The 24,630-nt window shown below is 40.1% G+C and carries 27 protein-coding genes; all 27 read right to left on the reverse strand.

Annotated elements, in window-relative coordinates; all coding sequences use genetic code 11:
* Window positions 1-16: 16 nt before the first annotated feature.
* Complete coding sequence (locus tag BN1372_RS12550) at window positions 17-841, reverse strand: stage II sporulation protein SpoIIQ (protein WP_062199992.1); 825 nt, start codon at window positions 839-841, stop codon at window positions 17-19.
* A gap of 57 nt (window positions 842-898) precedes the next feature.
* On the reverse strand, window positions 899-1,900 hold the full coding sequence (gene spoIID, locus BN1372_RS12555) for a stage II sporulation protein D (protein ID WP_062199995.1): 1,002 nt from the start codon (window positions 1,898-1,900) through the stop codon (window positions 899-901).
* Window positions 1,901-1,988: 88 nt separating this feature from the next.
* Window positions 1,989-3,290, reverse strand: a complete 1,302-nt coding sequence (gene murA, locus BN1372_RS12560) for a UDP-N-acetylglucosamine 1-carboxyvinyltransferase (RefSeq protein WP_062199996.1) — start codon at window positions 3,288-3,290, stop codon at window positions 1,989-1,991.
* Window positions 3,291-3,326: 36 nt separating this feature from the next.
* A complete protein-coding gene (locus BN1372_RS12565) occupies window positions 3,327-4,058 on the reverse strand; it encodes a YwmB family TATA-box binding protein (protein ID WP_062199998.1) in 732 nt (243 codons plus the stop codon).
* A gap of 220 nt (window positions 4,059-4,278) precedes the next feature.
* Window positions 4,279-4,518 carry a DUF1146 family protein gene (locus BN1372_RS12570; protein WP_062200000.1) on the reverse strand — a complete coding sequence of 80 codons (240 nt, stop codon included), beginning with the start codon at window positions 4,516-4,518 and terminating at the stop codon, window positions 4,279-4,281.
* An 86-nt stretch (window positions 4,519-4,604) separates the two neighbouring features.
* Complete coding sequence (nuoN, locus tag BN1372_RS12575) at window positions 4,605-6,140, reverse strand: NADH-quinone oxidoreductase subunit NuoN (protein WP_062200002.1); 1,536 nt, start codon at window positions 6,138-6,140, stop codon at window positions 4,605-4,607.
* Between the two features lie 6 nt (window positions 6,141-6,146).
* Window positions 6,147-7,655: an NADH-quinone oxidoreductase subunit M gene (locus tag BN1372_RS12580; RefSeq protein ID WP_187118413.1), complete on the reverse strand. Its 1,509-nt coding sequence runs from the start codon at window positions 7,653-7,655 to the stop codon at window positions 6,147-6,149.
* Window positions 7,652-9,517 (reverse strand): NADH-quinone oxidoreductase subunit L, encoded by a 1,866-nt coding sequence (gene nuoL, locus BN1372_RS12585; protein ID WP_062200004.1) that lies wholly within the window; start codon window positions 9,515-9,517, stop codon window positions 7,652-7,654. Before nuoL ends, BN1372_RS12580 begins: the two co-directional genes overlap by 4 nt.
* Window positions 9,518-9,538: 21 nt before the next feature.
* On the reverse strand, window positions 9,539-9,853 hold the full coding sequence (gene nuoK / locus BN1372_RS12590) for an NADH-quinone oxidoreductase subunit NuoK (RefSeq protein ID WP_062200006.1): 315 nt from the start codon (window positions 9,851-9,853) through the stop codon (window positions 9,539-9,541).
* Window positions 9,846-10,373 carry an NADH-quinone oxidoreductase subunit J gene (locus BN1372_RS12595; RefSeq protein WP_062200008.1) on the reverse strand — a complete coding sequence of 176 codons (528 nt, stop codon included), beginning with the start codon at window positions 10,371-10,373 and terminating at the stop codon, window positions 9,846-9,848. The genes nuoK and BN1372_RS12595 overlap by 8 nt, the downstream gene beginning before the upstream one ends.
* Window positions 10,370-10,789: an NADH-quinone oxidoreductase subunit NuoI gene (gene nuoI / locus BN1372_RS12600; protein ID WP_062200010.1), complete on the reverse strand. Its 420-nt coding sequence runs from the start codon at window positions 10,787-10,789 to the stop codon at window positions 10,370-10,372. The genes BN1372_RS12595 and nuoI overlap by 4 nt, the downstream gene beginning before the upstream one ends.
* Window positions 10,790-10,806: 17 nt before the next feature.
* Window positions 10,807-11,808, reverse strand: a complete 1,002-nt coding sequence (nuoH, locus tag BN1372_RS12605; protein WP_062200012.1) for an NADH-quinone oxidoreductase subunit NuoH — start codon at window positions 11,806-11,808, stop codon at window positions 10,807-10,809.
* Window positions 11,808-12,908, reverse strand: a complete 1,101-nt coding sequence (locus BN1372_RS12610) for an NADH-quinone oxidoreductase subunit D (RefSeq protein WP_062200014.1) — start codon at window positions 12,906-12,908, stop codon at window positions 11,808-11,810. The genes nuoH and BN1372_RS12610 overlap by 1 nt, the downstream gene beginning before the upstream one ends.
* Window positions 12,909-12,911: 3 nt before the next feature.
* Window positions 12,912-13,541 (reverse strand): NADH-quinone oxidoreductase subunit C, encoded by a 630-nt coding sequence (locus tag BN1372_RS12615; protein WP_062200015.1) that lies wholly within the window; start codon window positions 13,539-13,541, stop codon window positions 12,912-12,914.
* Window positions 13,538-14,056 (reverse strand): NuoB/complex I 20 kDa subunit family protein, encoded by a 519-nt coding sequence (locus BN1372_RS12620; RefSeq protein ID WP_062200017.1) that lies wholly within the window; start codon window positions 14,054-14,056, stop codon window positions 13,538-13,540. The genes BN1372_RS12615 and BN1372_RS12620 overlap by 4 nt, the downstream gene beginning before the upstream one ends.
* The gene (locus BN1372_RS12625) at window positions 14,047-14,421 is read right to left on the reverse strand and encodes an NADH-quinone oxidoreductase subunit A (RefSeq protein WP_062200022.1); all 375 of its coding nucleotides are present in this window, start codon (window positions 14,419-14,421) and stop codon (window positions 14,047-14,049) included. Before BN1372_RS12625 ends, BN1372_RS12620 begins: the two co-directional genes overlap by 10 nt.
* 391 nt (window positions 14,422-14,812) lie before the next feature.
* Window positions 14,813-15,217 (reverse strand): F0F1 ATP synthase subunit epsilon, encoded by a 405-nt coding sequence (locus tag BN1372_RS12630; protein WP_062200023.1) that lies wholly within the window; start codon window positions 15,215-15,217, stop codon window positions 14,813-14,815.
* Window positions 15,218-15,294: 77 nt separating this feature from the next.
* Window positions 15,295-16,710, reverse strand: a complete 1,416-nt coding sequence (gene atpD, locus BN1372_RS12635; protein WP_062200024.1) for a F0F1 ATP synthase subunit beta — start codon at window positions 16,708-16,710, stop codon at window positions 15,295-15,297.
* Between the two features lie 47 nt (window positions 16,711-16,757).
* Entirely contained in the window at window positions 16,758-17,615 is an 858-nt protein-coding gene (atpG, locus tag BN1372_RS12640) for an ATP synthase F1 subunit gamma (protein ID WP_062200025.1), read from the reverse strand.
* Between the two features lie 43 nt (window positions 17,616-17,658).
* Complete coding sequence (gene atpA, locus BN1372_RS12645; RefSeq protein WP_062200026.1) at window positions 17,659-19,167, reverse strand: F0F1 ATP synthase subunit alpha; 1,509 nt, start codon at window positions 19,165-19,167, stop codon at window positions 17,659-17,661.
* 27 nt (window positions 19,168-19,194) lie between these two features.
* Entirely contained in the window at window positions 19,195-19,737 is a 543-nt protein-coding gene (locus BN1372_RS12650) for a F0F1 ATP synthase subunit delta (RefSeq protein ID WP_062200028.1), read from the reverse strand.
* Window positions 19,734-20,228, reverse strand: coding sequence for a F0F1 ATP synthase subunit B (gene atpF, locus BN1372_RS12655; RefSeq protein WP_407656468.1), 495 nt, complete (start codon window positions 20,226-20,228; stop codon window positions 19,734-19,736). Before atpF ends, BN1372_RS12650 begins: the two co-directional genes overlap by 4 nt.
* A gap of 158 nt (window positions 20,229-20,386) precedes the next feature.
* The gene (atpE, locus tag BN1372_RS12660) at window positions 20,387-20,605 is read right to left on the reverse strand and encodes a F0F1 ATP synthase subunit C (RefSeq protein ID WP_062200032.1); all 219 of its coding nucleotides are present in this window, start codon (window positions 20,603-20,605) and stop codon (window positions 20,387-20,389) included.
* A 102-nt stretch (window positions 20,606-20,707) separates the two neighbouring features.
* Window positions 20,708-21,433, reverse strand: coding sequence for a F0F1 ATP synthase subunit A (gene atpB, locus BN1372_RS12665; RefSeq protein WP_062200035.1), 726 nt, complete (start codon window positions 21,431-21,433; stop codon window positions 20,708-20,710).
* Window positions 21,434-21,439: 6 nt separating this feature from the next.
* A complete protein-coding gene (locus BN1372_RS12670; RefSeq protein ID WP_062200037.1) occupies window positions 21,440-21,862 on the reverse strand; it encodes an ATP synthase subunit I in 423 nt (140 codons plus the stop codon).
* Window positions 21,859-22,086: an AtpZ/AtpI family protein gene (locus tag BN1372_RS12675; protein WP_062200039.1), complete on the reverse strand. Its 228-nt coding sequence runs from the start codon at window positions 22,084-22,086 to the stop codon at window positions 21,859-21,861. The genes BN1372_RS12670 and BN1372_RS12675 overlap by 4 nt, the downstream gene beginning before the upstream one ends.
* A 196-nt stretch (window positions 22,087-22,282) precedes the next feature.
* Window positions 22,283-24,220 (reverse strand): S8 family serine peptidase, encoded by a 1,938-nt coding sequence (locus BN1372_RS12680; protein ID WP_062200041.1) that lies wholly within the window; start codon window positions 24,218-24,220, stop codon window positions 22,283-22,285.
* Between the last annotated feature and the right edge of the window lie 410 nt (window positions 24,221-24,630).

Genomic DNA, 24,630 nt, shown 5'->3' on the forward strand with positions numbered 1-24,630 from the left:
TGGCTATTCCTAAACGTTATGCGTTATTCGATTGGTTTTCTTTTAATGCTGGTGTTTCTTCTGTTTTATTTTGTTGAGAATTAGATGGTGCTTTGTTGTCTTCTTCTGGTTTTTCTTCACGTTTTTCCTCTGGTTTTTCATCTGGTTGTTCTTCTTGTTCTGCTGCTTTTATAGAAGAAATAGATTGGTTGAATACAGTTGCAGGGTTTTGTGCTTTTCCATCGACACGCACTTCAAAATGAAGATGTACCCCTAAATCTTTATTAAACGTATTGCGTCCTGCTTTTGCGATTGCATCGCCTTGTTTCACTACTTGTCCTTCGGTTACGTTTACGTCGCTAAGCGCTTGGTAGTGAGTTGTGACGTTGTTTGTATGTTCAATCGTCACAATTTGACCAAATAAAGAGTCTTGCTCTACTTTCGTAACGGTTCCTGATAATGCAGCTAACACATCAAACAATTCGCCACTTTGCTTGCTTACGTCAATCCCTTTGTTTTGGTAATAGACGTTATCATACATTACAATCGCTTTCTCCCGCTCTGCCTCTGTAGATGCTTGGTCATAAAACGGACGTTTGATTTCGATTGTTTGTTGGTCTTTTACCGGCCATTTTAACGTTTCTTTTTGCTTTGATACTGCTAATGATTCTTCTTCCAATTTTTGCGTGTCTTTTGGCGTAGATAGGTTCGTTTCCGCGTTTTCTCCATCATTTTTGAAATATAAAATGCCGGTTAACACTATTGATGCAATCAACAAATAAAGAGCAGGGATGACATACTTCTTGCGCATATAGCGGCGCCACTTCGTCATTCGTACTGTTTTTTGCTCTCCATCTTTCATTCCTCATCACCTCATGAGCCATTGTCGGCAAATAAGGTGTGCTTTATACGTCTTTTTTTATTTTTTTGTTATTTTTGCTACAAACGGTTCCGCTGTAACAATTTCAATACCTTGGTAGTAATGTTTCGCAATTTGATCGTATGTGTTTCCTTGTTGTGCCATCCCGTTTGCTCCAAACTGACTCATGCCAACACCGTGCCCGTATCCTTTTGTCGTAATTTCAATTTGGTCGCCAACTTTTTTCCATGTAAAATCACTCGAGCGAAGCTGTAACGTTTCGCGAATTTGTCGTCCGGTAAATGTTTTTCCGTTAATCGATACTTCCGCAATCCGATTTCCTTTCGTTCGTTTCACAATTTTGCCTACTTGTTCGTCTGTTACTTGCACACCAAGCAATTGCTCAAAGGTCGCTAATGGAATGGAAACGGCTGTTTGATAATTCGGCGCTTGTTTATCCCACGGACTCCCTACGCTACGTAAATAGGGATATTCTCCTCCCCAATATTCTTCTGAGTTTTCGGTGTAGCCATTACTCGTAGAAAAAAAGGAAGCCGTAATTGGTTCGTTATTGTACGTTAAAATTTGCCCTTTCGTTTCTTCGACGGCACGAGTAATTTTTTTCATCTTCCAGTCGTAGTCGTTTTTCCATAATGCTTGTAGTTCATCATCGCTGTGATAGACTTGATGCTTTACTGTATCTGTTACGTGCGCTCCGCCCGTTGCTGTTCCTTCTGGTTGTGCGGTCATGACACGAATGACATATGTACGAGCTGTTAAGGCTTGTGCTTTTAATGCTTCTAATTCAAAATCTGCTGGCATTTCGCTAGCGACGACACCACGTACATAATCTTCTAACATGACTTCTTCTGTTGTCCCCCTTTTTTCTCGCCACACTTTTACCGACATCGAAAGCGGAACCGTTTCTGGTAAAGATTCTTTCGATGTAGGGACTGTTTGTTCCCCCATCTTTTCTTGTTTTTCTAACACAAGGAGTGAAGGGATAAGGAGTACCATCACCATTAACACGATAAAAAAAAGCAAAACCCGTTTACCTCTCATCCTGTAACCTCCTTCTTCTGTACAAAGTATGAGAGAAAAACAGATTTAAGAACAAAAAAAACTAGGAGTGTGCTCCTAGTTTTTCACTTTATACGTGTGTTTCACTTGCTTCTACTACTTCCTTTGTATCTTCTTCCTCAATACGTTCAATATCGGCACCTAATTGTGCTAATTTTTCTGCAAAGTTTACATAACCGCGGTCGATATGGTGCAATCTAGTAATACGAGTATGGCCTTCTGCGACTAAACCAGCTAACACAAGCGCAGCACCAGCACGTAAATCCGTTGCTTGCACTTCTGCTCCTTGCAATTCGTTTGGTCCTGTCACAATTGCCGTACGTCCTTCAATTTTCACGTTCCCGTTCATCCGACGAAATTCTTCTACGTGCATGTAACGATTTTCAAATACCGTTTCCGTAATCATCGACGTTCCGTTTGCTTTTAAAAATAACGCCATCATTTGCGCTTGCATATCCGTTGGAAAACCTGGATGCGGCATTGTTTTAATATCAACCGGTAATAATGTCTCTGGACCAACGACACGTAAACCATTTGGTTCTTCTAAAATCTTCACACCCATTTCTTCTAATTTCGCAATAACAGGGCGTAAAGAATCCGCTTTTACGCCTTCTACTAAGACATTTCCACCTGTTAGGGCACCTGCCACTAAGAACGTTCCCGCTTCAATTCGGTCATGAATCACTTCATGTACAGCACCGTGAAGCTCACGAACTCCTTTGATTGTAATCGTACTCGAACCAGCACCATGGACGTGTGCACCCATCGCATTTAAATAGTTTGCTAAACAATCAATTTCTGGCTCTCTTGCAGCGTTTTCAATCGTCGTCACACCGTCTGCTAACACGGCAGCAGTCATAATGTTTTCCGTTGCACCTACGCTCGGAAAATCTAAATATACTTTCGCTCCTTTTAAGCGACCTTTTACTTTTGCTTCAATAAAGCCATTCTCGATGGTTGTTTCTGCTCCCATCGCTTCGAATCCTTTTAAATGTTGGTCAATCGGTCTGCTTCCGATGGCACAGCCACCCGGTAATGCAATACGAGCAACACCCATGCGTGCCAAAATAGGCCCCATTACTAAGACAGATGCTCTCATTTTCCCAACGTATTCAAATGGTGCTTCTGTTGCTAGTGGTTTCGTCGCATCTACGACTACTTTTTCGCCGTCAAATTCCACATTTACGTTTAAATTACGAAGTACTTCGTTAATAGTATATACATCAGCTAGGGCAGGAACATTTAAAATGGTGCTTTTTTCTCTACTTGCTAAGATTGATGCAGCAAGAACGGGCAAAACGGCATTTTTTGCACCTTCTACTCTTACAGTCCCATTTAAGCGCCTCCCGCCACGGACGATAATCTTTTCCAACCTCTTCCCCTCCACGTCCATGTTAGTTATCTCTTTTTAATATTCTGTTGTAATGATTGGTGTCCCGATTGTGACATGTATTTGATCGTTTTTTTGTAATTTCATTGATAATTGTACGTTCATTTTTCGCTCTCTAACGAGGATGAACGCCTTCCAGTATTTAATATATGCAGATGTTGAAATAAACGTTTCTTCATTCATTTCTTCCACTGAAGTCGCATGCAATGTATGTAAAAAAGAAGAAACTTTTTCTTTCACAGCAACATTCATTTTATCACCGAGATGACCATTTATACAAGTATAGAAATGAACATTTTTTAACATAGGGTCAGAAAATTTTCGGTATTGATCTAAAAATGAAAAATAAAGCAGGTGGACATCTTTTGAACCTGTTACTTGTCCAGATTGTTCATACCAAACAACCATCTGAAATTTGCCGTTTTTTTCAACCCAGTACAAATGAGCGATTTCTTTCGTTGCTCCTTTCTCTACTTGTGCCATTGTATGTACGACATTTCCTCTTTTCTCCGTCGTTAGTGGCAAATAGTCAAACGCTTGTTGCCATCGATTATATGTTTGGTGTAATGCTTCCTTTGATTGAAACGTCCACGTTCCTTTTACACGAAGTGAAAGTTGTTCTCCAACTATATCTTCACGCAAAAATAGTTTTTGAAACGTAAAAAGTGGTCGGACAACTTCCGACTGCATGTAAGCGCCTTGTCCAAGAAACAAAACCCAAATAAAAAGTAGCATCATTGTCTTTCCCAACTTCTTCCCCTCCTGCTACTAGTGTAGGAGGAGAAACGCCATTTTAACCACAGAACAACTCGCACTTTTTAGACAAAAAGCGCAGAGGGGCTCGTTCACCGACAGAGTAATAAGGCGCGCGATGGAAGAGGCGTCTCTTTGCCTCTGGAATCGGGTGACTTATTACGGCAGTCGGTAGCCCCGCGGAACTGGATTAGACAAAAAGCGTAGGGCGCCTACATTAAATAAAAAATAAATATTGCAGACGGTTTGACCAGACAAAGTAATCCAATAAAAAATTCGCAACTATCGATGAAATTACTACCGTAAGTAGCACAATTAAGACTTTTGCCTTAGTTCCTTTGGGCTGTTGAAAGAAAACTTCCCAGCGAACGGTTTGCAATGCCCAAAATGTGATGATTAGCATGATCAAATGCACCACCATGCTTACAATCGCGTCGACTCCAAATGCTACATCCATTCCCTTCACCCTTTCCGAACAAAAGAAAAGGACACCAAACGGCATCCTTCTTTGTTCAGTTTCTTGCCATACTTCTGTTTTCTATATTATAGGAAGAAAAAGAAATTTTCCAAGTTAAATGCTGATTGAAAAATATCTAACGCTTGTTGCGGGATAATACCTAATAATATTGTACCAATCGCACATAAAACCGCAACTATTCCAATCGTTACTGGGGTGGAATACGTTGTATTCGTTGTGGCTGGTCGGAAGTACATCGCAACAAACACTTTAAAGTAGTAGAAATAAGAAATAACGGTAGTTGCCATCATAACAGAAGCGATAATATATTGCTCTGTTGTGAGCGCACCGATTAAAATCCACACTTTCCCCATAAACCCGACTGTCCCAGGGATTCCCGCTAAGGACAATAAGAAAATAGCCATTAAAAATGCGAAAAATGGAGATTTTTTACTTAACCCTTTAAAGCTGTCGATTTGTTCATCTTTTTCTTTCATTGTCACGTAATGAATAATCGCAAACGCACCAAGGTTCATCAATGCGTACCCGACTAAATAAAACCAAATGCTACTAACTGCAAATTCATTTGGTGCCCCACTTGTAAAGCTAAGAAGTGGAACGAGTAAATAACCGGCATGCGCAATCGACGAATACGCAAATAACCGTTTCATATTTTTTTGTTTCAATGCTACGGTATTACCGATAATCATCGTTAATGCGGCTACAATAAGTAACAGCCATTGAACAGAAGGTAATAGCGCTTCTATGTAGCCATTTTGATCGATTCCTTTTGGGATAAAAATGAACACGGTAAAGAAAATCCGTAATAGTAAGGCGAATCCTGCTGCCTTCGATACGACACTTAAAAATGCCGTTACTGGTGTTGGTGCACCTTCGTACACGTCTGGTGCCCACATATGAAACGGTACCGTGGCAATTTTAAACGTAATCCCAACAAAAATCATAAAAAATGCAATGAGTAACAAAAACGAATGATTAATTGCGACATCTGTTTGCATCATTTGTGCGATGCTATACAGATTGGTTTGTCCGGTAACACCGAATAAATAACTAATTCCAAATAATAAAATCGCACTCGCAATTCCGCCGTTAATTACGTATTTTAATGCAGCTTCATTTGATTTGATGCTCTGCTTGTTCATTCCCGCTAACACATAACTAGAAAGCGATAATAACTCAAGCCCGATATACATTGTGATTACATCTGCACTAGACGCAACGAACATCGCGCCAAGTAAAGCAGCTAACATTAAATAATAAAATTCACCGTGGTATGCTTTTGTTACGACTGAACTGTTTATATTCACTGCAAGTAGTAAAACAAAAAGCGCCCCAACAAGGAAAATCATTTTAAATAAAACGGCAAATCCATCGACGACAAACGTATCAAACAAAATGGATACAGGGTCTTGACCGATTTCTTGAACAAGGAAAAAGAGTGCAACGATGATTCCGACGATTCCTAGATAAGCGAGTATGCTACGATTCGTTTCTTTTTTCATAAATAAGTCGATGAGCGAAAGAAGGGTAGCAACTCCTAAAATAATGAATTCTGGGGCCATCGCTCCCCAATTATAACTAAGTAGCGTATCAAGATTCATAATCCGTTACCCCCCTATTCCTAAAAGAATCGTTTCAAGAACCGTTTCTAGCGGTTGGGCTAACACATTTGGATAAATACCGATAAAGACAATAAACGCTAACAATACGAGAACAGGAATGTACTCCCATCCTTTCATATCTTGTGCGTCTTTCCATGTGTCACGCACTTTTCCAAACGTCACCGCAAGGGTTGCTTGCAATAAGTAGACCGCTGTTAAAATGATCCCAATAATTCCGATGTATCCAATCGCCGGCATTGCTTTAAATACACCGATAAAGGCTTGCAACTCACTAATGAATCCACTCATTCCCGGTAACCCGAGAGAAGCCATGGCTGCTGTAAGTAAAAACCCCGAAAAGATCGGCATCGATTTTGCTAATCCACCGAGATGCGGAATCGATGTGGTGCCAGTTCGTTCTAATAAAATACTAATTAGGAAAAACAGCAACGCGGAAATAAATCCGTGTGAAATGACTTGGAAAATAGCCCCTTGAACCCCTGCTGTTTGTAAGCTAGCAAGACCGAGTAGCACAATTCCCATATGCGAAATACTCGAATACGCCATCACTAACCGTAAATCTGTTTGAATAAACGCAATCAAAGCACCGTACAGTAAGTTGATTAATCCTAAAATCGCAATCAGAAGTGCAAATCGTGAAAACTCTTCCCCAAACATGCCAACGTTAAAACGAATTAACCCATACGCCCCGATTTTTAGTAAAATACCGGAGTGAATCATTACGACTGCAGGGCTTGCTTGGCTATGCACTTTTAGCATCCACGTATGCAATGGGAAAATCGGTAATTTTACGCCAAAAGCAATCAGTAGCGCAAGAAACATTCCTGTTCGAAATGCGGCAGATATCGTCATGCTTTCGTCTGGAAGTTGGAAAATCGTTTGTAATTCTGTCATGTTTGCCGTTCCCGTTTTCACATATAGCGTAAGGAATGCAAGTAACAAGACGGCTGAACCGAGCCCGTTATAAATAACGAAACTAAACGCTGCTCGTTCGCGCTCTAATTCGCCCCATTTTCCGATTAAAAAGAACATTGGCACTAACGTAATTTCAAAGAAAATAAAGAATAAAAAGAGATTGTCACTCGCAAATACGCCGAGCATCCCTAGTTCTAACAATAAAAACAAGGAAAAGTACATCCGCAATTGTTTTTTGACATGAATCGAAGCAATGGCTGCTACTGTTGCAACAATCGCGGTTAATACTAATAACAGCATTTGTAAACTAGATACACCAAGTTCATACGATAACGTATATGTTGTACCAGTTAAATCCCCAGTGCCAAACGTAATCCATTTCACTGTTTCCGCAAATTGTGGCTGTAACGATTGAAAGTCAAATTGCGTCCACGCATACAGAACGAGCGCAAGCGGTGGAATAGTACCGACGATTCCGATTGTTTTCGCTAACGTATCATTCGTTTTTGGTACAAACAATAAAACGATGACCCCAAGTAGCGGGGAGAAAATAATCCAGGAAAGTAATGCATCCATCATTTAAAATACCCCCCCGTCATAGCGATAACGACGACCATCACGGCAAAACCGATAAAGGCAACTGCACCATACGTTTGTACTTGACCATTTTGTAATCGCGACCCAACATTTCCGATACCTCGTGTTATCCCAGCCGTTGCTTGAACAGCACCTTCGACCACGATTTCATCGACATATTGTAAAAATCGGCTACATGCGCGCACAGAACGTACGACAACCGCATCATATAATTCATCGATATAATATTTGTTGAATAAAAGACGGTAAAGCCCTGGAACAGCATGTGCAAATGTGTCTTTCGATAACGATTTTTTCGCATACATGAGATACGCTAAAAAAATTCCGAATAAAGACACTGCTACCGTTACAACGACAATCCATGCTGGACCGTGCGCTGTTTCTTGTACGTATGGTGTTCCTTCTCGTAACCAATCTGCTAAAAATGTTCCGAACCATGGTGTATTAATATATCCTGCAAAAATCGCAAGTACTGCAAGCACCATCATCGGGATCGTCATGACGCTTGGCGATTCTTTTACGTCTACTTGGTTGCCACGACTTTCCCCGGAAAATACCATAAAGAAAAGGCGGAACATATAAAATGCTGTAAAGAATGCCGCAAGCACAGCTAATGTAAATAAGCCGTAACGACCGTCCGCATACGTTGCCATAATGATTTCATCTTTACTAAAAAACCCTGATAGTAACGGGAATCCAGAAATCGCTAACGTTCCGATTAAAAAGAGTGGACCGGTTACTTTTAACTTTTTCCATAAACCGCCCATTTCGTCAATGTTTTGCGTACGCACCGCATGAATGACACTACCTGCTGCTAAGAACAATAACGCTTTAAAAAAGGCATGTGTCGTTAAATGGAACACCCCAGCAACGTACCCAGTTGCTCCTAACGCAAGCATCATGTAACCGAGTTGCGAAACAGTTGAATATGCTAACACCCGTTTAATATCTTTTTGCACTAACCCGATTGATGCCGCAAAAATGGCAGTAAATCCACCGGTTACAGCTACTACAGTTAACGCTGTTTCACTTGCTAAGAAAACAGGATACACCGCTGCCACTAGATATACCCCCGCCGCAACCATCGTCGCTGCGTGGATTAAAGCAGATACTGGCGTCGGACCTTCCATCGCATCTGGAAGCCACGTATGAAGCGGGAATTGACCTGATTTCCCGACCGCACCAATAAAAATTAAAATCGCAATAAGTGTAATCATCGAAGCAGAAATGTCTCCTGCACCTACTGCTTGGAAAATTTGATCGTATTCAAAACTACCAACTTGCCAAAACAGTAAAATCATCCCGGCAAACAATCCTACGTCTCCGATGCGTGTAACGATAAACGCTTTCTTTGCCGCTTGCTTCGCTGATTCGGTATAATAATAAAAACCGATCAGTAAAAAAGATGATACCCCTACCAACTCCCAAAAAATATAAAGCTGTAATAAGTTTGGAGATAATACAAGGGCTAACATCGAAAAGGAAAACAGTCCTAAGTAACTATAAAAAACAGGAAACCGATCATCCCCGTGCATATATCCTTTCGAGTAAACGTGTACTAAAAAACTAACGAGTGATACAATGAAAAGCATTAAAGCATTTAATTGATTCACTTCAAATCCCATCGTAATCACCGTATCCCCGATCGTCAACCAAGTGCCTTCTGCTTTGTATGTAGGAGCGGTAAATCGTTCAAAAAGAACGACAATACTCATCACAAGCGATCCGAGTAAAAACAAACTCCCAACGACAGCACTATTTTCTTTCAAATAACGACCGAATAAGAGAAGGATCATAAACGACAGAAACGGTAATAGTGGTATAAGCCATGCATATTCCATCATGATTATCACAATCCCTTTCTATCATCGCTTTAACGTATCGATTTCATCGATTTTCACTGTGGAACGGTTCCGATAAAGTGCAAACAAAATCGCTAACCCAAGTGCGGCCTCAGCAGCTGCAATGGCAATCGTAAATAACGCAAACACTTGCCCCGTCATCCCAGGGTTCGTTCCGTACTTGCTAAATGCTACTAAGTTAATATTTACCGCATTTAACATCAGTTCAATCGAAATTAAGACGATGACAATATTTCGTTTCGTTAACGCTCCAAACAGTCCGATACAAAATAAAATAAGCGCTAACACTAAATAACCTTCTACGGGCACATTACTCATGTTGCTCGGCCTCCTTTTTCTCCGGTTCGTCCTCTTTTTTCGCTAACACGATGGCACCGATTAAAGCAACAAGTAACACAACCGATGTTAACTCAAATGGAATCACGTAATGAGAAAATAGCAATTTACCGATTTCGCCAGTATTATTTTCATGGAGCGTTGTCGCTTGTTCAGTAAAGGAAATGTCTCCAATCGCAAACCAAACGACAGTAAAAAAGCCGATAACCCCAAGTAACACCAAAAATGCTCGCGGTTTATTTGTGACTGATTGTTGCTTGTCACGATGTTTCGTTAACATAATGCCGAAAATCATAATAATCGCAATCGCACCAGAATAAATAAGTACTTGCACAAACGCAATAAATTCCGCGGATAACAATACATAAAGCCCCGCAATACTTAAAAAGGTTAAAATAAGCGAAAGGAGCATGTACATGACGTTTTCAAACATTAATAGTAAGACGCCACCACTAATTGCAAGAAAGGCTAAGATTAAAAATGCAATCATTTCTCCACTCATGCCTTGTTCTCCTTTCTGATGTTTTTATCATTTGCATTTAACCACTCTAAATCTTTATATAACTCATCCCGACTATATTCTGCAAGTTCGAAATTGTTCGTCATCACAATCGCTTCGGTCGGGCATACTTCCGTACAAAGATCGCATAAAATACAAATTTCAAAGTTAATCGTATACGTATCGATTACTTTTCCTTTTTTCTCTGGATCGGGGTGTTTTTTTCCCGATAATTTAATGCAATCGGTTGGACAAATATTGGCGCATTGGTTACAAACGATACATTTTTCCGGATGGAACTTTTGAATCCCGCGAAACCGATCCGGTAGTTGCAGCCCCTCGTTTGGATAGTCATAGGTGACACTTTTTTGCGAAAATTCTTTGATTGTGTATTTCAAGCCTTTGAATATTCCACGCATGTTTTTTCACCTCTTTTTTACATCCAAACCGTCTTGATAATAGCGGTTAAGAAAATATTAAGTAACGCAACCGGAAGCAATACTTTCCATGCAAATTCCATTAGCTGGTCGACCCGAACACGCGGGAATGTACCGCGGAACCAAATCATCAAAAAGACCATCAGACTCATTTTTACTACGAACCAAATCGGACCTGGAATAAAGTCAAGACCAGGAATTGGATTCCATCCGCCTAAAAATAATACCGTTGTTAACGCACTCATCGCGAATAAATACACATATTCTGATAACATAAAAAACGCAAAGCGGAAACCTGAATATTCAATATGATACCCGGCAATTAATTCTGACTCTGCTTCTGGTAAGTCAAACGGTGTACGGTTTAACTCAGCCGTTGCGGAAATTAAGAAAATAATAAAGCCAATTGGGTTTAAGATAAAATATGCCCATGATTCTTGCGCTTCGACGATATCGACTAAGCTTAAAGAACCCGTCATTAAAATAACCCCGATTACACTCATTACGAGTGGAATTTCATACGAAATCATTTGTGCAACGGAACGCATTCCACCTAATAACGCAAATTTGTTATTTGATGCCCAACCTGCTGTCACAACTCCAACGGTCGTAATCCCGCTTACGGCAATGTAATAAAGGATTCCGACGCCAAGGTCAGCAAATTGTAATTCTTTTGAAAATGGAATCGTTGCTAATACCATAAAAGACGGCGTAAAAGCGATTACTGGCGCGATAATAAACAACGGTTTATCGACTGCTTTTGGCATCACATCTTCTTTTAGTAAAAGCTTCAAAACATCAGCAACTGTTTGCAATAGACCAAACCGCCCACCTAAGTGGTTTGGACCGACACGTGCTTGGATATATCCGAGCACTTTCCGTTCTGCTAAAATTCCATACATAACAAATCCTAAAACGACCATCAAAAAGACGACACCTAACAAAAGGAAAATACCAAAATGAGCTAGGCTCGGTGGAGAGGTTAATAAGTCATGCACCATTATCCGTCTACCTCCCCTAACACGATATCGACGCCACCTAAAATTGTAATTAAGTTGGCAATATTTTCACCTACTAAAAGTTTCGGTAGTATTTGTAAGTTATAAAATGATGGCCGTCTAAATTTTAAGCGATACGGCTCTTTCTTACCTTCACTATAAATATAACAACCGATTTCTCCGCGCGGCGACTCAATGCGGACATATGTTTCTCCTTTTGGCGCTTTGATCACCCGTGGCACTTTTGCTAAAATAGGACCTTCTTCTGGGAACTTTGAAACTGCTTGTTCCACAATCCGAAGCGCTTGTTTCATTTCTTCCATCCGAATTTGATAACGCCCCCAAGCATCTCCGCTATCTCTTACCGGCACATCAAAATCAAATTGATCATACACAGAATATGGTTCGTCTTTTCGAAGGTCAAATCCAATACCTGTACAGCGTAAATTTGCACCACTTAACGAATAGGCCAACGCATCTTCTTTCGAATAGGTTCCTACACCCTTGACACGACGTAAGAAAATTTCATTCCCTGTCACAAGGTCGTGATAACTGTCAATTTTTTCATTTAAATAAGGTAATAAGTCTTTTACCTTTTGAATCCATCCGTCCGGAGCATCCCATTTGACACCACCGACTCTCATATAGTTAAATGTAAGACGTGCCCCTGATAGCTCATTGAGCAAGTTTAATATCATTTCGCGCTCACGAAATGCATATAAAAACGGGGTCAATGCTCCTATATCCAGGAGATATGTTCCAAACCACACGAGGTGACTAGCGACGCGTCCGAGTTCCATTGCAATGACTCTTAAATAGTCGGCGCGTTCTGGCACCTCAATCCCCATCATTGTCTCCACTGCATGACAAATAACGTAGTTGTTCGTCATCGCGGATAAATAATCCATTCGATCTGTATATGGAATAATTTGTGTATATTGTAAATTTTCCGCTATCTTTTCTGTCCCACGATGTAAGTAACCGATTACAGGGGTTGCTTCTATAACCGTTTCTCCATCAATTTTTAACACAATGCGGAATACACCATGTGTACTCGGATGTTGTGGCCCGACATTGATTAACATTTCCTCTGTACGAATCACCTGCTACACCTCCACATCGTAAGGCTCATAATCTTTTCTAAGTGGATAGCCAATCCAGTCATCCGATAATAAAATCCGGCGTAAATCAGGATGACGACGAAACGTAATACCTAATAAGTCATACACTTCCCGTTCTGGCCAGTTGGCGCCTGGATAAATCGGTGTAATCGAATCCACTTCAGGTTGTTCTCGGTCCGTTTTTACTTTTACCGCAATCGCATGGCGATGTTTAAACGAAAACAAATACACATATACTTCCATATACGTCATAAAGTCTGTTCCATGAAGCTCTGACACGTATTCAAAATGTAAATCTTCATGTCGTTTTAACACTTCACATACGTTGTAGTACTGTTCCTTTTTTACAACAATCGTTGGTACATGTTTTCCTAACCGATTAATGCTTGCTTCTTCGATTGCATCTTTTCCCACTTCTTTTGTTAAAATGGCAACAAACCGATCTAAAAGCGGTTGATTAAAGGACGGTTCTTCCACTGGTTCTTCTTTTTTTGCTGCCGCTTCTTGTTTTGCTTTTAACGTAGCTTCTGCTTTCTTTTTTGCTGCTTCTTTTTTCTTTTGTATCTCTTCTTCTGGTGTTCCAGATGACTTTTCCATATCTAATTCATCACTCATTGATTGGTCACCTGCTTTCCAGTTTTTGCTTCATACCGAATTTTTTCTTTTAATTTATTAATGCCGTAAATTAATGCAGCTGGATTCGGTGGGCATCCCGGAATATACACATCAACCGGAACAATTTGGTCCACCCCTTTTACGACTGCATAACTTTTCACGTAAGGACCACCGGCTGTTGCGCATGAACCCATCGCAATTACCCAACGCGGTTCTGCCATTTGATCGTATAAACGACGTAACACAGGAGCCATTTTTTTCGTTACCGTACCTGAAACAATCATCACGTCTGATTGACGCGGACTCGTTCTGAAAAAGGAACCAAAACGGTCAAGGTCGTAATGCGAAGCTCCAACACCCATCATTTCAATGGCACAACAAGCTAAACCAAACGTCATCGGCCACAAAGAATTGGTACGCGCCCATGCTTTTAACTCTTCAAGCGTTGTTAAAAAGATGCTACGTTTCAATTCTTCTTGCTCTTCCGGTGTAATATTTTCTAAATTCATTTCCATGACAACACCTTCTTTTTCCACGCATAAATTAGTCCAATAATTAACATTAAAACGAAAATGGAAACTTCAATTAACGCAAATAAGCCTAATTGATCGTAAGCGACTGCCCACGGATATAAAAAGACAGTTTCCACATCAAAAATAACGAAAAGTAATGCAAACATATAATATCGAACATTAAATTGGACACGTGAATCTCCAAATGGGTCAATCCCACTTTCATACGTTTTATTTTTTTCTTCGTACGGATGATGCGGGCGAAGAAATCGTCCAAACGTTAACGCGACAACTGGAAGTAATATTCCAATCACTAAAAAGGCGGTTACAAATAAGTAATTATTGAGATACAAATGAAGCGACTCCATAGTTCCCCCCTCCTTTTATTTCGAATTATGTGAATATTCCTAATGTAACCGCTATCATTATAACAGATGATATTTGGGGTGTCGATAAGACTTAAATGATGGTTTTCGACAATATTTCTACAATTCCATACAACCTTATTCCTATTATGACCAAAAACAAAAAGAAAAAACAAAGACAAAAGGCGATTAGACTCAAATAGATGAAAAAATACTTGGTAAATTGACTTTTCAAATCAATCGACTTATCCCGAAAGTCTGTCACTACAAAGGCAAGGACACACAATACCTTTTCTTTTAGAAAGCGGTTACGTAACATGATCATCAAAAGTTTATTTCCCCTTATATACAAAATAAAAACACAAAAAAAGACCTAAGGATAAACCTTAGATCTTTATTTTCCAGCTGCATCGAGACGATTAATGGCACGTTTTAATGCAAGTTCTGCACGTTTGTGATCCACATCATCTTGTTTCGCTTGTTGTAAACGTTTTTCTGCACGTTCTTTTGAAGCACGTGCACGTTCAACATCAATATCTTCTGCTGGCTCTGCTGATGGAGCTAAAATATTGACTTGATCTTTACGAATTTCAATAAATCCTCCATTGACAGCTACTTTCTCTGTTGAACCACCTTGTTTTTTAATCCGAACAACATTAATTTCAAGTGGCGCAACAGTAGGAACGTGTCCAGGTAATACGCCGAGTTCACCACTTTTGGCTTTTACGCTTACCATTTCCACATCTCCCTCAAAAGCAGGACCGTCAGGAGTAACAATGCTGAATTTCATTGTGCTCATAATGGACCCTCCTCGGGGTAATTGATGGTGGAAGAGCCGTCGAAACGGCTCTTTTCACTGTTAAATAGAAAGAAAGCTTATACGTTCATTTCTTTCGCTTTTTCAACTACTTCTTCAATGCGACCAACTAGACGGAACGCATCTTCTGGTAAGTCGTCATATTTACCTTCAAGGATTTCTTTAAAGCCTTTTACAGTTTCTTTTACTGGTACGTATGAACCAGGTTGACCTGTAAATTGTTCCGCTACGTGGAAGTTTTGAGATAAGAAAAATTGTACACGACGAGCTCGGTGTACTGTTAATTTATCTTCGTCAGATAATTCATCCATACCTAAGATCGCGATAATATCTTGTAACTCTTTGTAGCGTTGTAATGTTTGTTGCACTTCACGTGCTACTTCGTAGTGCTCTTCTCCAACAATTTCAGGTGCTAATGCACGAGAAGTAGAAGCAAGAGGATCTACTGCAGGGTAAATACCCATTTCTGATAATTTACGTTCAAGGTTTGTTGTTGCATCTAAGTGAGCGAAAGTAGTTGCCGGAGCCGGGTCAGTGTAGTCATCGGCAGGAACGTAAATCGCTTGGATAGATGTTACAGAACCTTTGTTTGTTGATGTAATACGTTCTTGAAGTTTACCCATTTCTGTTGCTAGAGTTGGTTGGTAACCAACGGCAGATGGCATACGACCAAGAAGGGCAGATACTTCAGAACCTGCTTGTGTAAAGCGGAAGATGTTATCGATGAATAAAAGTACGTCTTGACCTTGTTCATCACGGAAATATTCCGCCATTGTTAAACCAGTTAAAGCGATACGTAAACGTGCACCTGGTGGCTCGTTCATTTGTCCGAATACCATCGCAGTGTTTTTGATAACGCCTGAATCAGTCATTTCCCAGTAAAGGTCGTTTCCTTCACGAGTACGTTCCCCTACACCAGCGAAAACTGATAAACCATCATGTTCTTGGGCGATGTTGTTGATTAATTCTTGGATTAATACTGTTTTACCTACACCGGCACCACCGAATAAACCGATTTTACCACCTTTAATGTATGGAGCAAGTAAATCTACTACTTTAATTCCTGTTTCAAGAATTTCAGTTGTTGTAGATAACTCTTCAAATACTGGCGCTTCGCGGTGAATTGGATCACGACGAGCATCCGCTGGGATTTCTGTTTGTTCATCAATAGCATTACCTAATACGTTGAATACACGACCTAATGTTACTTCACCAACTGGAACTGAAATAGGCGCACCTGTATCTACTACTTCTAATCCACGAACAACACCGTCTGTTGAATCCATCGCAACAGTACGAACTGTGTCATCTCCAAGGTGAAGGGCTACTTCTAACGTTAAGTCAATATCAACTTCATGTTCAGTACGCGCTTTATGTTGAATCGTTAAAGCATTATAAATTTTAGGGAGTTGTCCGTTATCAAATTTAACGTCAACAACCGGACCCATAACTTGTGTAACGCGTCCTTTATTCATTACTTTCCCTCCTAACATCCGTTTCCAATCTTATGTCGATAAAAAAACTATTCAAGCGCAGAAGCACCAGCAACAATTTCCGTAATTTCTTGCGTAATTGCCGCTTGACGCGCGCGATTGTAAGACAATGTAAGGTTACGAATCAATTCGTTTGCATTGTCAGTAGCATTTTTCATCGCAGTCATCCGAGATGAGTGCTCACTTGCTTTCGCATCAAGTAATGCACCGTAAATTAAGCTTTCTGCATATTGAGGTAATAACACATCAAGAATTTCTTCTGGTGATGGATCGTACTCATATGCGCTTAATGGTTGATCATATTCGATATCCGTTAACGGAAGTAATTGTACATTTTTTACTTCACTTTGCACCGCATTGATGAAGTGGCTGTAGCATAATACAAGCTCATCTACTTCACCGCTTGCAAAACGTTGAACGGCTTTATTAACGATTTGTTTGACATCAGAGAATTCTGGTTGATCGGCTAAACCGGTAATTTCTTCAACCACTGACATATTGCGGTTTGTGAAATAATCGCGTCCTACACGTCCAAGCGCAATAATTTCGTACTCGCTTGTAGATGTATGACGTTCGTTAATGATTTCTTGAACACGGCGCAATACGTTTGCGTTATACGCACCAGCAAGACCACGGTCTGATGTGATGACGATATAACCGACTTTTTTCACGTCACGCTTTTGCAACATTGGATGTTTGATACCAGAAGTACCAAGTGCAATGCTTGCAACCACTTCTTTAATTTTAGACATGTATGGGTTAAAATGCTTTGCATTTTGCTCTGCACGGTTAAATTTTGCTGCAGACACCATTTCCATGGCTTTTGTAATTTGTTTCGTTTTCCCCGTTGACGTAATCCGGGTTTTTATATCACGCAAAGATGCCACTATCGTTTCACCACCTTTTGGCTAGACTAGCACTTGTCATCCATTATTTAGATGCAGCGAATGTTTTCTTGAATTCTGTAATAGCTGCTTTAAAGTCAGCATCTTCAGGTAAGTTACCAGTCGTACGAATAACGTCAAGTAATTCACCTTTGTTATGTTCTAACCAAGTTAGATATTCTTCTTCGAAACGTTGAATATCTTCTACTGAAATATCATCTAAGAATCCTTTTGTTAACGCATAAAGAATTGCTACTTGTTTTTCAACACGTAATGGTTTGTGTAACCCTTGCTTTAATACTTCAACAGTACGTGCACCACGGTTTAATTTCGCTTGTGTTGCTTTATCAAGGTCTGAACCGAATTGTGCGAACGCTTCTAATTCACGGTAAGATGCTAAGTCTAGACGTAATGTACCAGAAACTTTTTTCATCGCTTTAATTTGCGCTGAACCACCTACACGTGATACAGAGATACCTGCGTTAACCGCTGGGCGTACCCCTGAGAAGAACAAGTCTGATTGTAAGAAGATTTGTCCGTCTGTAATAGAGATTACGTTTGTTGGAATGTATGCTGATACGTCCCCTGCTTGTGTTTCAATGAAAGGTAATGCAGTGATAGAACCTGCACCTTTTGCATCAGAAAGTTTTGCAGCACGTTCTAATAAACGAGAGTGTAAGTAGAATACATCCCCTGGATATGCTTCACGACCTGGTGGACGACGAAGTAATAGAGAAAGTTCACGATAAGCCATCGCTTGTTTTGTTAAGTCATCATAGATGATTAACACGTGTTTCCCGTTATACATAAATTCTTCCGCCATGGATACACCAGCATATGGAGCTAAGTATAATAATGGAGCTGGTTGAGATGCACTAGCTGTTACAACGATAGAGTAATCAAGTGCACCGTGTTTACGTAATGTTTCCACTACACCACGAACAGTTGATTCTTTTTGACCGATTGCAACGTAGATACAAATCATATCTTGGTCTTTTTGGTTTAAAATTGTGTCGATCGCTACAGATGTTTTACCTGTTTGACGGTCCCCAATGATTAACTCACGTTGACCACGACCGATTGGAATTAATGCGTCAATCGCTTTAATACCTGTTTGTAATGGTTCATGTACTGATTTACGATCCATTACTCCTGGTGCGCGGTTTTCGATTGGACGAGTTTTTGTTGTATTAAGTGGTCCTAAACCATCTACTGGTTGACCTAATGGGTTTACAACACGTCCTAATAATTCTTCACCTACTGGCACACGCATGATGCGACCTGTACGTTTTACTTCGTCGCCTTCTTTAATGTCAAGGTATGGACCTAAAATAACGATACCAACGTTACTTTCTTCAAGGTTTTGAGCAAGTCCTAATACACCATTAGAAAATTCAACTAGCTCACCTGACATTACATTGTCAAGACCATGAACACGAGCGATTCCGTCACCGACTTGGATTATCGTACCAACATCCGTTACTTCGATATCTGCTTCATAATTTTCAATTTGCTTTTTTAGTAAAGCACTAATTTCTTCCGCTTTGATGCTCATAAGTGAATTTCACCCCTATCTTCTACTCTAGTTAGAAACTAATTGACGCTCTAAGCGTTTCAGTTTTGTACTAACTGTACCGTCTAAAATGCGGTTTCCTACGCGGATTTTTACACCGCCTACAATACTTTTGTCCACTTCATTATGAATACGTACGGACTTTTTATCTAAACGTTTCGATAACATAGCACGTAACGTATTTGTTTGTTCTTCTGTTAATGGGCTTACTGTATATACGTAAGCTTCCGCAATGCTTCGCTCTTCGTTTGCTAGTTCGTAGAAAGAAGCAATCACTTCTTTTACGATACCAATACGATGGCTGTCCACAAGAACAAATAATAAATTTAACACATAACTAGATACAGACGTACCGAATGTATCTTTGATTAATTTTTTCTTGTTTTCTTTCGTAATTTTCGGATGGTTGACAACCGTGAAAAAGTTTGGTGTTTGACCAAGCACCGTTTCGACTGTACGAAGCTCTCCCTCAATGCCATCAATTTTTCCTTGCTCTTTTGCAAGTTCAAATAAAGCGCCTGCGTAACGACTAGCTACTACCGTTTTGCTCATTTGCCTTCTCCTACCTGTTTCAAGTAGTCAGAAATTAATTGTTGTTGGCTTGCTTCGTCGAGTTCTTTTTCAATTACTTTCGATGCAATTAATACAGAAAGTGAAGCCACTTGTTCGCGAACAGCTGCAAGTGCTTGTTCTTTTTCTTGACGGATTTCGTCTTTCGCTTGCTCTTTTAAACGGCCTGCTTCTGCGCGAGCTTCTGCGATAAGGTCAGCACCTTGTTGTTCTCCAAGTTTTTTCGCACCTTCAATAATTGCTTTTGCTTCGTCACGTGCTTTGTCTAATTCCGCACGTTGAGAAGTTAAAAATTGTTCAGCTTCTTTACGTTGTTGCTCTGCTGTATCAATTTCATTTGCAATATGTTCTTCACGTTTTTTCATTACTTCTACTAATGGACCCCATGCATACTTTTTAAGAAGTACTGCAAGGATAATAAACGCAACTAACTGTGCAATAATGTCACCTAGATTAATTGACACTACTTTCACTCCCTTCAGAGTTCCTAATAACCCGTTTTACTTTACTAACATCTATTCGTTCTATGCAAACGATTGTTTGCATATTAATCATAAAGGAATGGCGAAGAATAGGTTCCATTAGAACTTGCTTCGCCATATTCGGAAACGCAATTTGTATCCACCAAAGATTATCTGTTTAATGTGATAAACGCGATAACTACACCGATAATTGGAAGCGCCTCAACTAACGCGATCCCGATGAACATTGTAACCATTAAAGTACCACGTAATTCTGGTTGACGAGCAATCCCTTCTACTGTACGACCTACGATAAGACCGTTACCAATACCTGCACCTAAAGCTGATAAACCAATTGCAATAGCAGCTGCTAATACGCCTAATGACATAATAATTTTCCTCCTTTAGTCCTCTTAAAAATAATATTTGATTTTTTTGATTCTCTATGTACTTTTTGTAGAGAAATCTGAGTAAAATGTATATTCAATAGTTTAATGTTCTTCACTTACTTTATGAGACATATAAACCATTGTTAACATAGTGAAAATGAACGCTTGGATAACGTTGATAAATAAACTAAATGCTTGCCAAGCTAACATTGGAATAATACCTCCGATAGCTCCTAAAGCTCCACTTGACATTAGCGCTGCAAGTAAACCTAAAAGGATTTCCCCTGCATAAATGTTCCCGTAAAGACGGAGACCTAATGTTAATGTGTTCGCAAACTCTTCAATTACTTTTAATGGGAATAAAAACTTCATCGGGCTAACAAAAGTTTTTAAATAGGCTTTCGCACCGCGAATTTTAATTCCATAAAAGTGAGTGAGTACTACCATTAAAATAGCTAATGTTAATGTAACTGTTGGATCAGCTGTTGGTGATTTCCACCATAGCGTATGATCTACTTGAATAGAGAATGGTAACCCTAGCATATTCGAAACAAAGATGTATGTAATAAGCGTTAGTCCTAAAGGTAAGAAATACGCCCCTACTTTCCAATCCATTGTTCCTTTAATGATGACATTTTTCACAAGGTCTGTAATCATTTCAAAAAAGTTTTGCGCTCCTGTTGGTCTCATACTAAGAGAACGAGTAGCAGAAACAGCAATAATAAATACTAATACGCTTGAAATGATAATCATCATGACTGTAGATAGGTTAAAGTTTAAACCCGAAATGCCAAATGCATCATAGACCATAGGATTTTTATGTTCCACTCGATTTCACCTCTCTTTCGCATTTGAACGTGATTTAAAAACCTGAATGAGTATATCTATAAAAATGATAATGTAGGCTGTTAGTAACCCCACTACCACGGTTACCCAATGAAAGTATTGTGGATATTCCAACGCGATTGCCACAGCTAGAACAGCTAAAGCATATCGGATAAGTGTACCGAGTGGTCTCGGTCTTTCTTTACTTGCAATCGCATAAGTGAACGTTTTCACACGACGATACGTCAAGATAAGTAAGAATAAACTGAAGATTCCACCGAGGAGTAAGCCAGCAAAATGTTCTTTGTAAGGAGTAATGGCGTATCCAATGACATATAAAGCTAAGAAATTAAACATCCATCCTAGATAACGTTTTAGCAATCGTTTTTCCTCAAATGGCCCTTTTTCTTCCCCTACTGTTTGGATCGTCATGTTTGATCTTCCCCTAAAAACTTTTTAATGGTAAGTATTGTACTAAATACACCGGTTGCTAGCCCTAAAAGGAGGCCTACAATTAATAAAAATGGCGCAGTATGAAAAAATTCATCAAGCCATTTTCCTCCGAATACTCCAATTAAAACTGCTCCTGCTAATTGTGACACAATAGCAGACATTAACGCCATTGCACGCAATGGATTTTTGTTTGGATCTGACACATAAAACGCCCCGCTTCGTTGTTTGCTGTAGCACTACAAAGGGTGTGTTTTTTCTGTTATGCAACTATACCCTTTGTTAGCATACAATAGTGAAAACTCTATGTCAATTGCTTTTAGAAGGAAAATAAAAGTTGAAATACTCGCAATTTTAATATTCATGAATTTGTCACAATTAAGCGGTAACATTTTGTGTACATTATTCGAAAGAAATATAAGTCTGGATAGTTTCTGTCATTTGCTCAGTTTGTATCGTAAGAAGTGCCAGATATGCCCCTTTTAATCCACGAACTTGTTCCTCTGTTACAACCGCTTTATGTACCCCTGCTTCCATATCGCTTCGTTCATCCAATGACCGGACAAATAAAAACGTATCCATATCATACAAATCAACCGTTATTTTTTTCGCTCCATTCGGAACATACACTTCGTATGCGTAGTTTTTTTCTTCTTGATTATAATGGAAATGAAACGCCATCACCGAAGGATATTGAATATGTTTTGTCGCATATAAAAATGGCACATGCATCGTTTCTTGTTTACTTTTTATATAGAAAAAAGCATCTCGCAACACCGTATTCGCCGCTTTCGGATCAATGATTACGTCTACTTCGACTGTTTTTTCTTCGTTTGCTGCTAGTTTGATATACTCCGGAAATTGAAACGTGATTCCATGTTGTTTTTCAGCTGAAAATGTATAGATTTTTTCTTTATTCTCTTTATTTTTTATCGTTAACGCGACCGTCTGCGTTGAAACATCTTCATTATCTAGTTGACCAAAGGAAAAAGAACCTGGTGTCACAATCGTTTTCGCATCGATTGCTTTTTGAAGTCGAACTCTCCCCGCCCCTTGCTCTAACGCATGATACCGTTCTCCGTTGGATGCTTGTAAAATCGTACCCGTATTCATTAATGCTGCTTTTATTTCTTCATTCGCCCAATCTGGATGTGCTTCTTTTAGTAACGCGCATGCACCTGTTATATACGGAGCCGCCATACTTGTTCCATTCATTAATTCATAACCAGTTGGAACTGTACTAAACACGTGCACACCTGGTGCTACTATATCAGGTTTAATCGTCCACGTTCCGACAACCGGACCTTTGGAGCTAAACGTCGCTAATTGCATCCCAAGTTGTTTCCGTTCAACCTGTACCTTCTTCGTTGTTTCTGCTATTGCTTGTTTTAGTTGCTCGCCGTCCCCTTTTGTCACACTCATAACTGGAATATCAACTTTCTGTTCGACACCACCGTAAAAGGGACCGTCTTTATGATTCATCATAATCACACCAACAGCTCCTGTTTTTTTAGCACGGCGCACTTTTTCGTCAAACGTATACCGACCACGTTCGATTAAAACGACTTTATTTTTCGCATGCTTTAATTGTTCCCAGTCACCAATACCGCCATCGACGACTTCTAATGTTTCCGTTGGTTGAAACATCGGGGCATTTGAAAATGGTGTAAGGGTTACACGGCTTTTCCCAATTTGAATACTTAATTCTTGTTCCGCGTCACTCATCGCCCCAACCGAAATCGCCTTTTCCGACACAGCTGGCGAACCGACCGTCCAGAAATTTGGCCCACTATTCCCGTTCGCAACAACGACAACCATCCCTTGCTCCACCGCTTTGTTTAACGCAGCAGTCGTCGGGTAATCCGGAATATTCAAATTGTTCCCAAGCGACAAATTTAACACATCCACTTTATCTTCGATCGCTTTTTCAATAGCTTGTACAACTGTATCCGTTCCACCTTCTCCGGCACTACTCAACGCCCGGTATACGTATAACTCTGCATTCGGTGCTACTCCTTTTTTCACACCATCTCCCGCAATAATCCCTGCAACATGCGTACCGTGCGTCGAAGACCCATCCGACGTACTTCCTTCCATCGGATCATGATCTTGATCAATAAAATCATATCCACCACGATAATTTTTTTGTAAATCAGGATGGTTATAATCAATCCCCGTATCAATAATCCCGACCTTAATCCCTTTCCCCGTCAATACTTTCCCGTTGTATGTAAACGACTCATGGTACATTGGAAACAACATCGAGTGACCATAAGCAACCGATTGCAAAGACACAAACAACAACACCATCGAACAAACCACAAAAACAAACCGCTTCACGAACCATCCACCTCACTTTTTACTAATAGTATGTCCAAAAAAATGAAATTATTATATAAAAAGCGGAGGGCGCTTGTCCAGGGGCGACAAGCATAAGACAGCTTGCGGAATGAGGCGGGCTTTCCTCATGGAGCAAGATGGCTTATGACTCGAGCCCCTAGCGCCCGGAGCTAGATTGCATAAAAGGTGGAGGGGGGCTCGTTCAGCGACAGAGGAATAAGGCGACCGACAGAAGAGGCGCCTCTTTGCCTCTGGAGTCGGTTGACTTATTACGGCAGTCGATAGCCACCCGGAACTAGATTATATAAAAAGCGGAGGGCGCTTGGTCAGCGACAGAGGAATAAGGCACCCGACGGAAGAGGCGCCTCTTTGCCTCTGGATTCGGGGGACTTATTACGGCAGTCGCTAGC

It is taken from the genome of Massilibacterium senegalense, from assembly GCF_001375675.1.
Lineage (GTDB): Bacteria > Bacillota > Bacilli > Bacillales > Massilibacteriaceae > Massilibacterium > Massilibacterium senegalense.

Coding starts and splice junctions, on each gene's coding strand:
- BN1372_RS12550 (WP_062199992.1), bottom strand. CDS start 841: ATGAAAGATGGAGAGCAAAAAACAGTACGAATGACGAAGTGGCGCCGC.
- spoIID (WP_062199995.1), bottom strand. CDS start 1,900: ATGAGAGGTAAACGGGTTTTGCTTTTTTTTATCGTGTTAATGGTGATG.
- BN1372_RS12570 (WP_062200000.1), bottom strand. CDS start 4,518: ATGGATGTAGCATTTGGAGTCGACGCGATTGTAAGCATGGTGGTGCAT.
- nuoN (WP_062200002.1), bottom strand. CDS start 6,140: ATGAATCTTGATACGCTACTTAGTTATAATTGGGGAGCGATGGCCCCA.
- BN1372_RS12580 (WP_187118413.1), bottom strand. CDS start 7,655: ATGATGGATGCATTACTTTCCTGGATTATTTTCTCCCCGCTACTTGGG.
- nuoL (WP_062200004.1), bottom strand. CDS start 9,517: ATGATGGAATATGCATGGCTTATACCACTATTACCGTTTCTGTCGTTT.
- nuoK (WP_062200006.1), bottom strand. CDS start 9,853: ATGAGTAATGTGCCCGTAGAAGGTTATTTAGTGTTAGCGCTTATTTTA.
- BN1372_RS12595 (WP_062200008.1), bottom strand. CDS start 10,373: ATGAGTGGAGAAATGATTGCATTTTTAATCTTAGCCTTTCTTGCAATT.
- nuoI (WP_062200010.1), bottom strand. CDS start 10,789: ATGCGTGGAATATTCAAAGGCTTGAAATACACAATCAAAGAATTTTCG.
- nuoH (WP_062200012.1), bottom strand. CDS start 11,808: ATGGTGCATGACTTATTAACCTCTCCACCGAGCCTAGCTCATTTTGGT.
- BN1372_RS12615 (WP_062200015.1), bottom strand. CDS start 13,541: ATGAGTGATGAATTAGATATGGAAAAGTCATCTGGAACACCAGAAGAA.
- BN1372_RS12620 (WP_062200017.1), bottom strand. CDS start 14,056: ATGGAAATGAATTTAGAAAATATTACACCGGAAGAGCAAGAAGAATTG.
- BN1372_RS12625 (WP_062200022.1), bottom strand. CDS start 14,421: ATGGAGTCGCTTCATTTGTATCTCAATAATTACTTATTTGTAACCGCC.
- BN1372_RS12630 (WP_062200023.1), bottom strand. CDS start 15,217: ATGAGCACAATGAAATTCAGCATTGTTACTCCTGACGGTCCTGCTTTT.
- atpD (WP_062200024.1), bottom strand. CDS start 16,710: ATGAATAAAGGACGCGTTACACAAGTTATGGGTCCGGTTGTTGACGTT.
- atpA (WP_062200026.1), bottom strand. CDS start 19,167: ATGAGCATCAAAGCGGAAGAAATTAGTGCTTTACTAAAAAAGCAAATT.
- BN1372_RS12650 (WP_062200028.1), bottom strand. CDS start 19,737: ATGAGCAAAACGGTAGTAGCTAGTCGTTACGCAGGCGCTTTATTTGAA.
- atpE (WP_062200032.1), bottom strand. CDS start 20,605: ATGTCATTAGGCGTATTAGCAGCTGCTATTGCAATTGGTTTATCAGCT.
- BN1372_RS12670 (WP_062200037.1), bottom strand. CDS start 21,862: ATGACGATCCAAACAGTAGGGGAAGAAAAAGGGCCATTTGAGGAAAAA.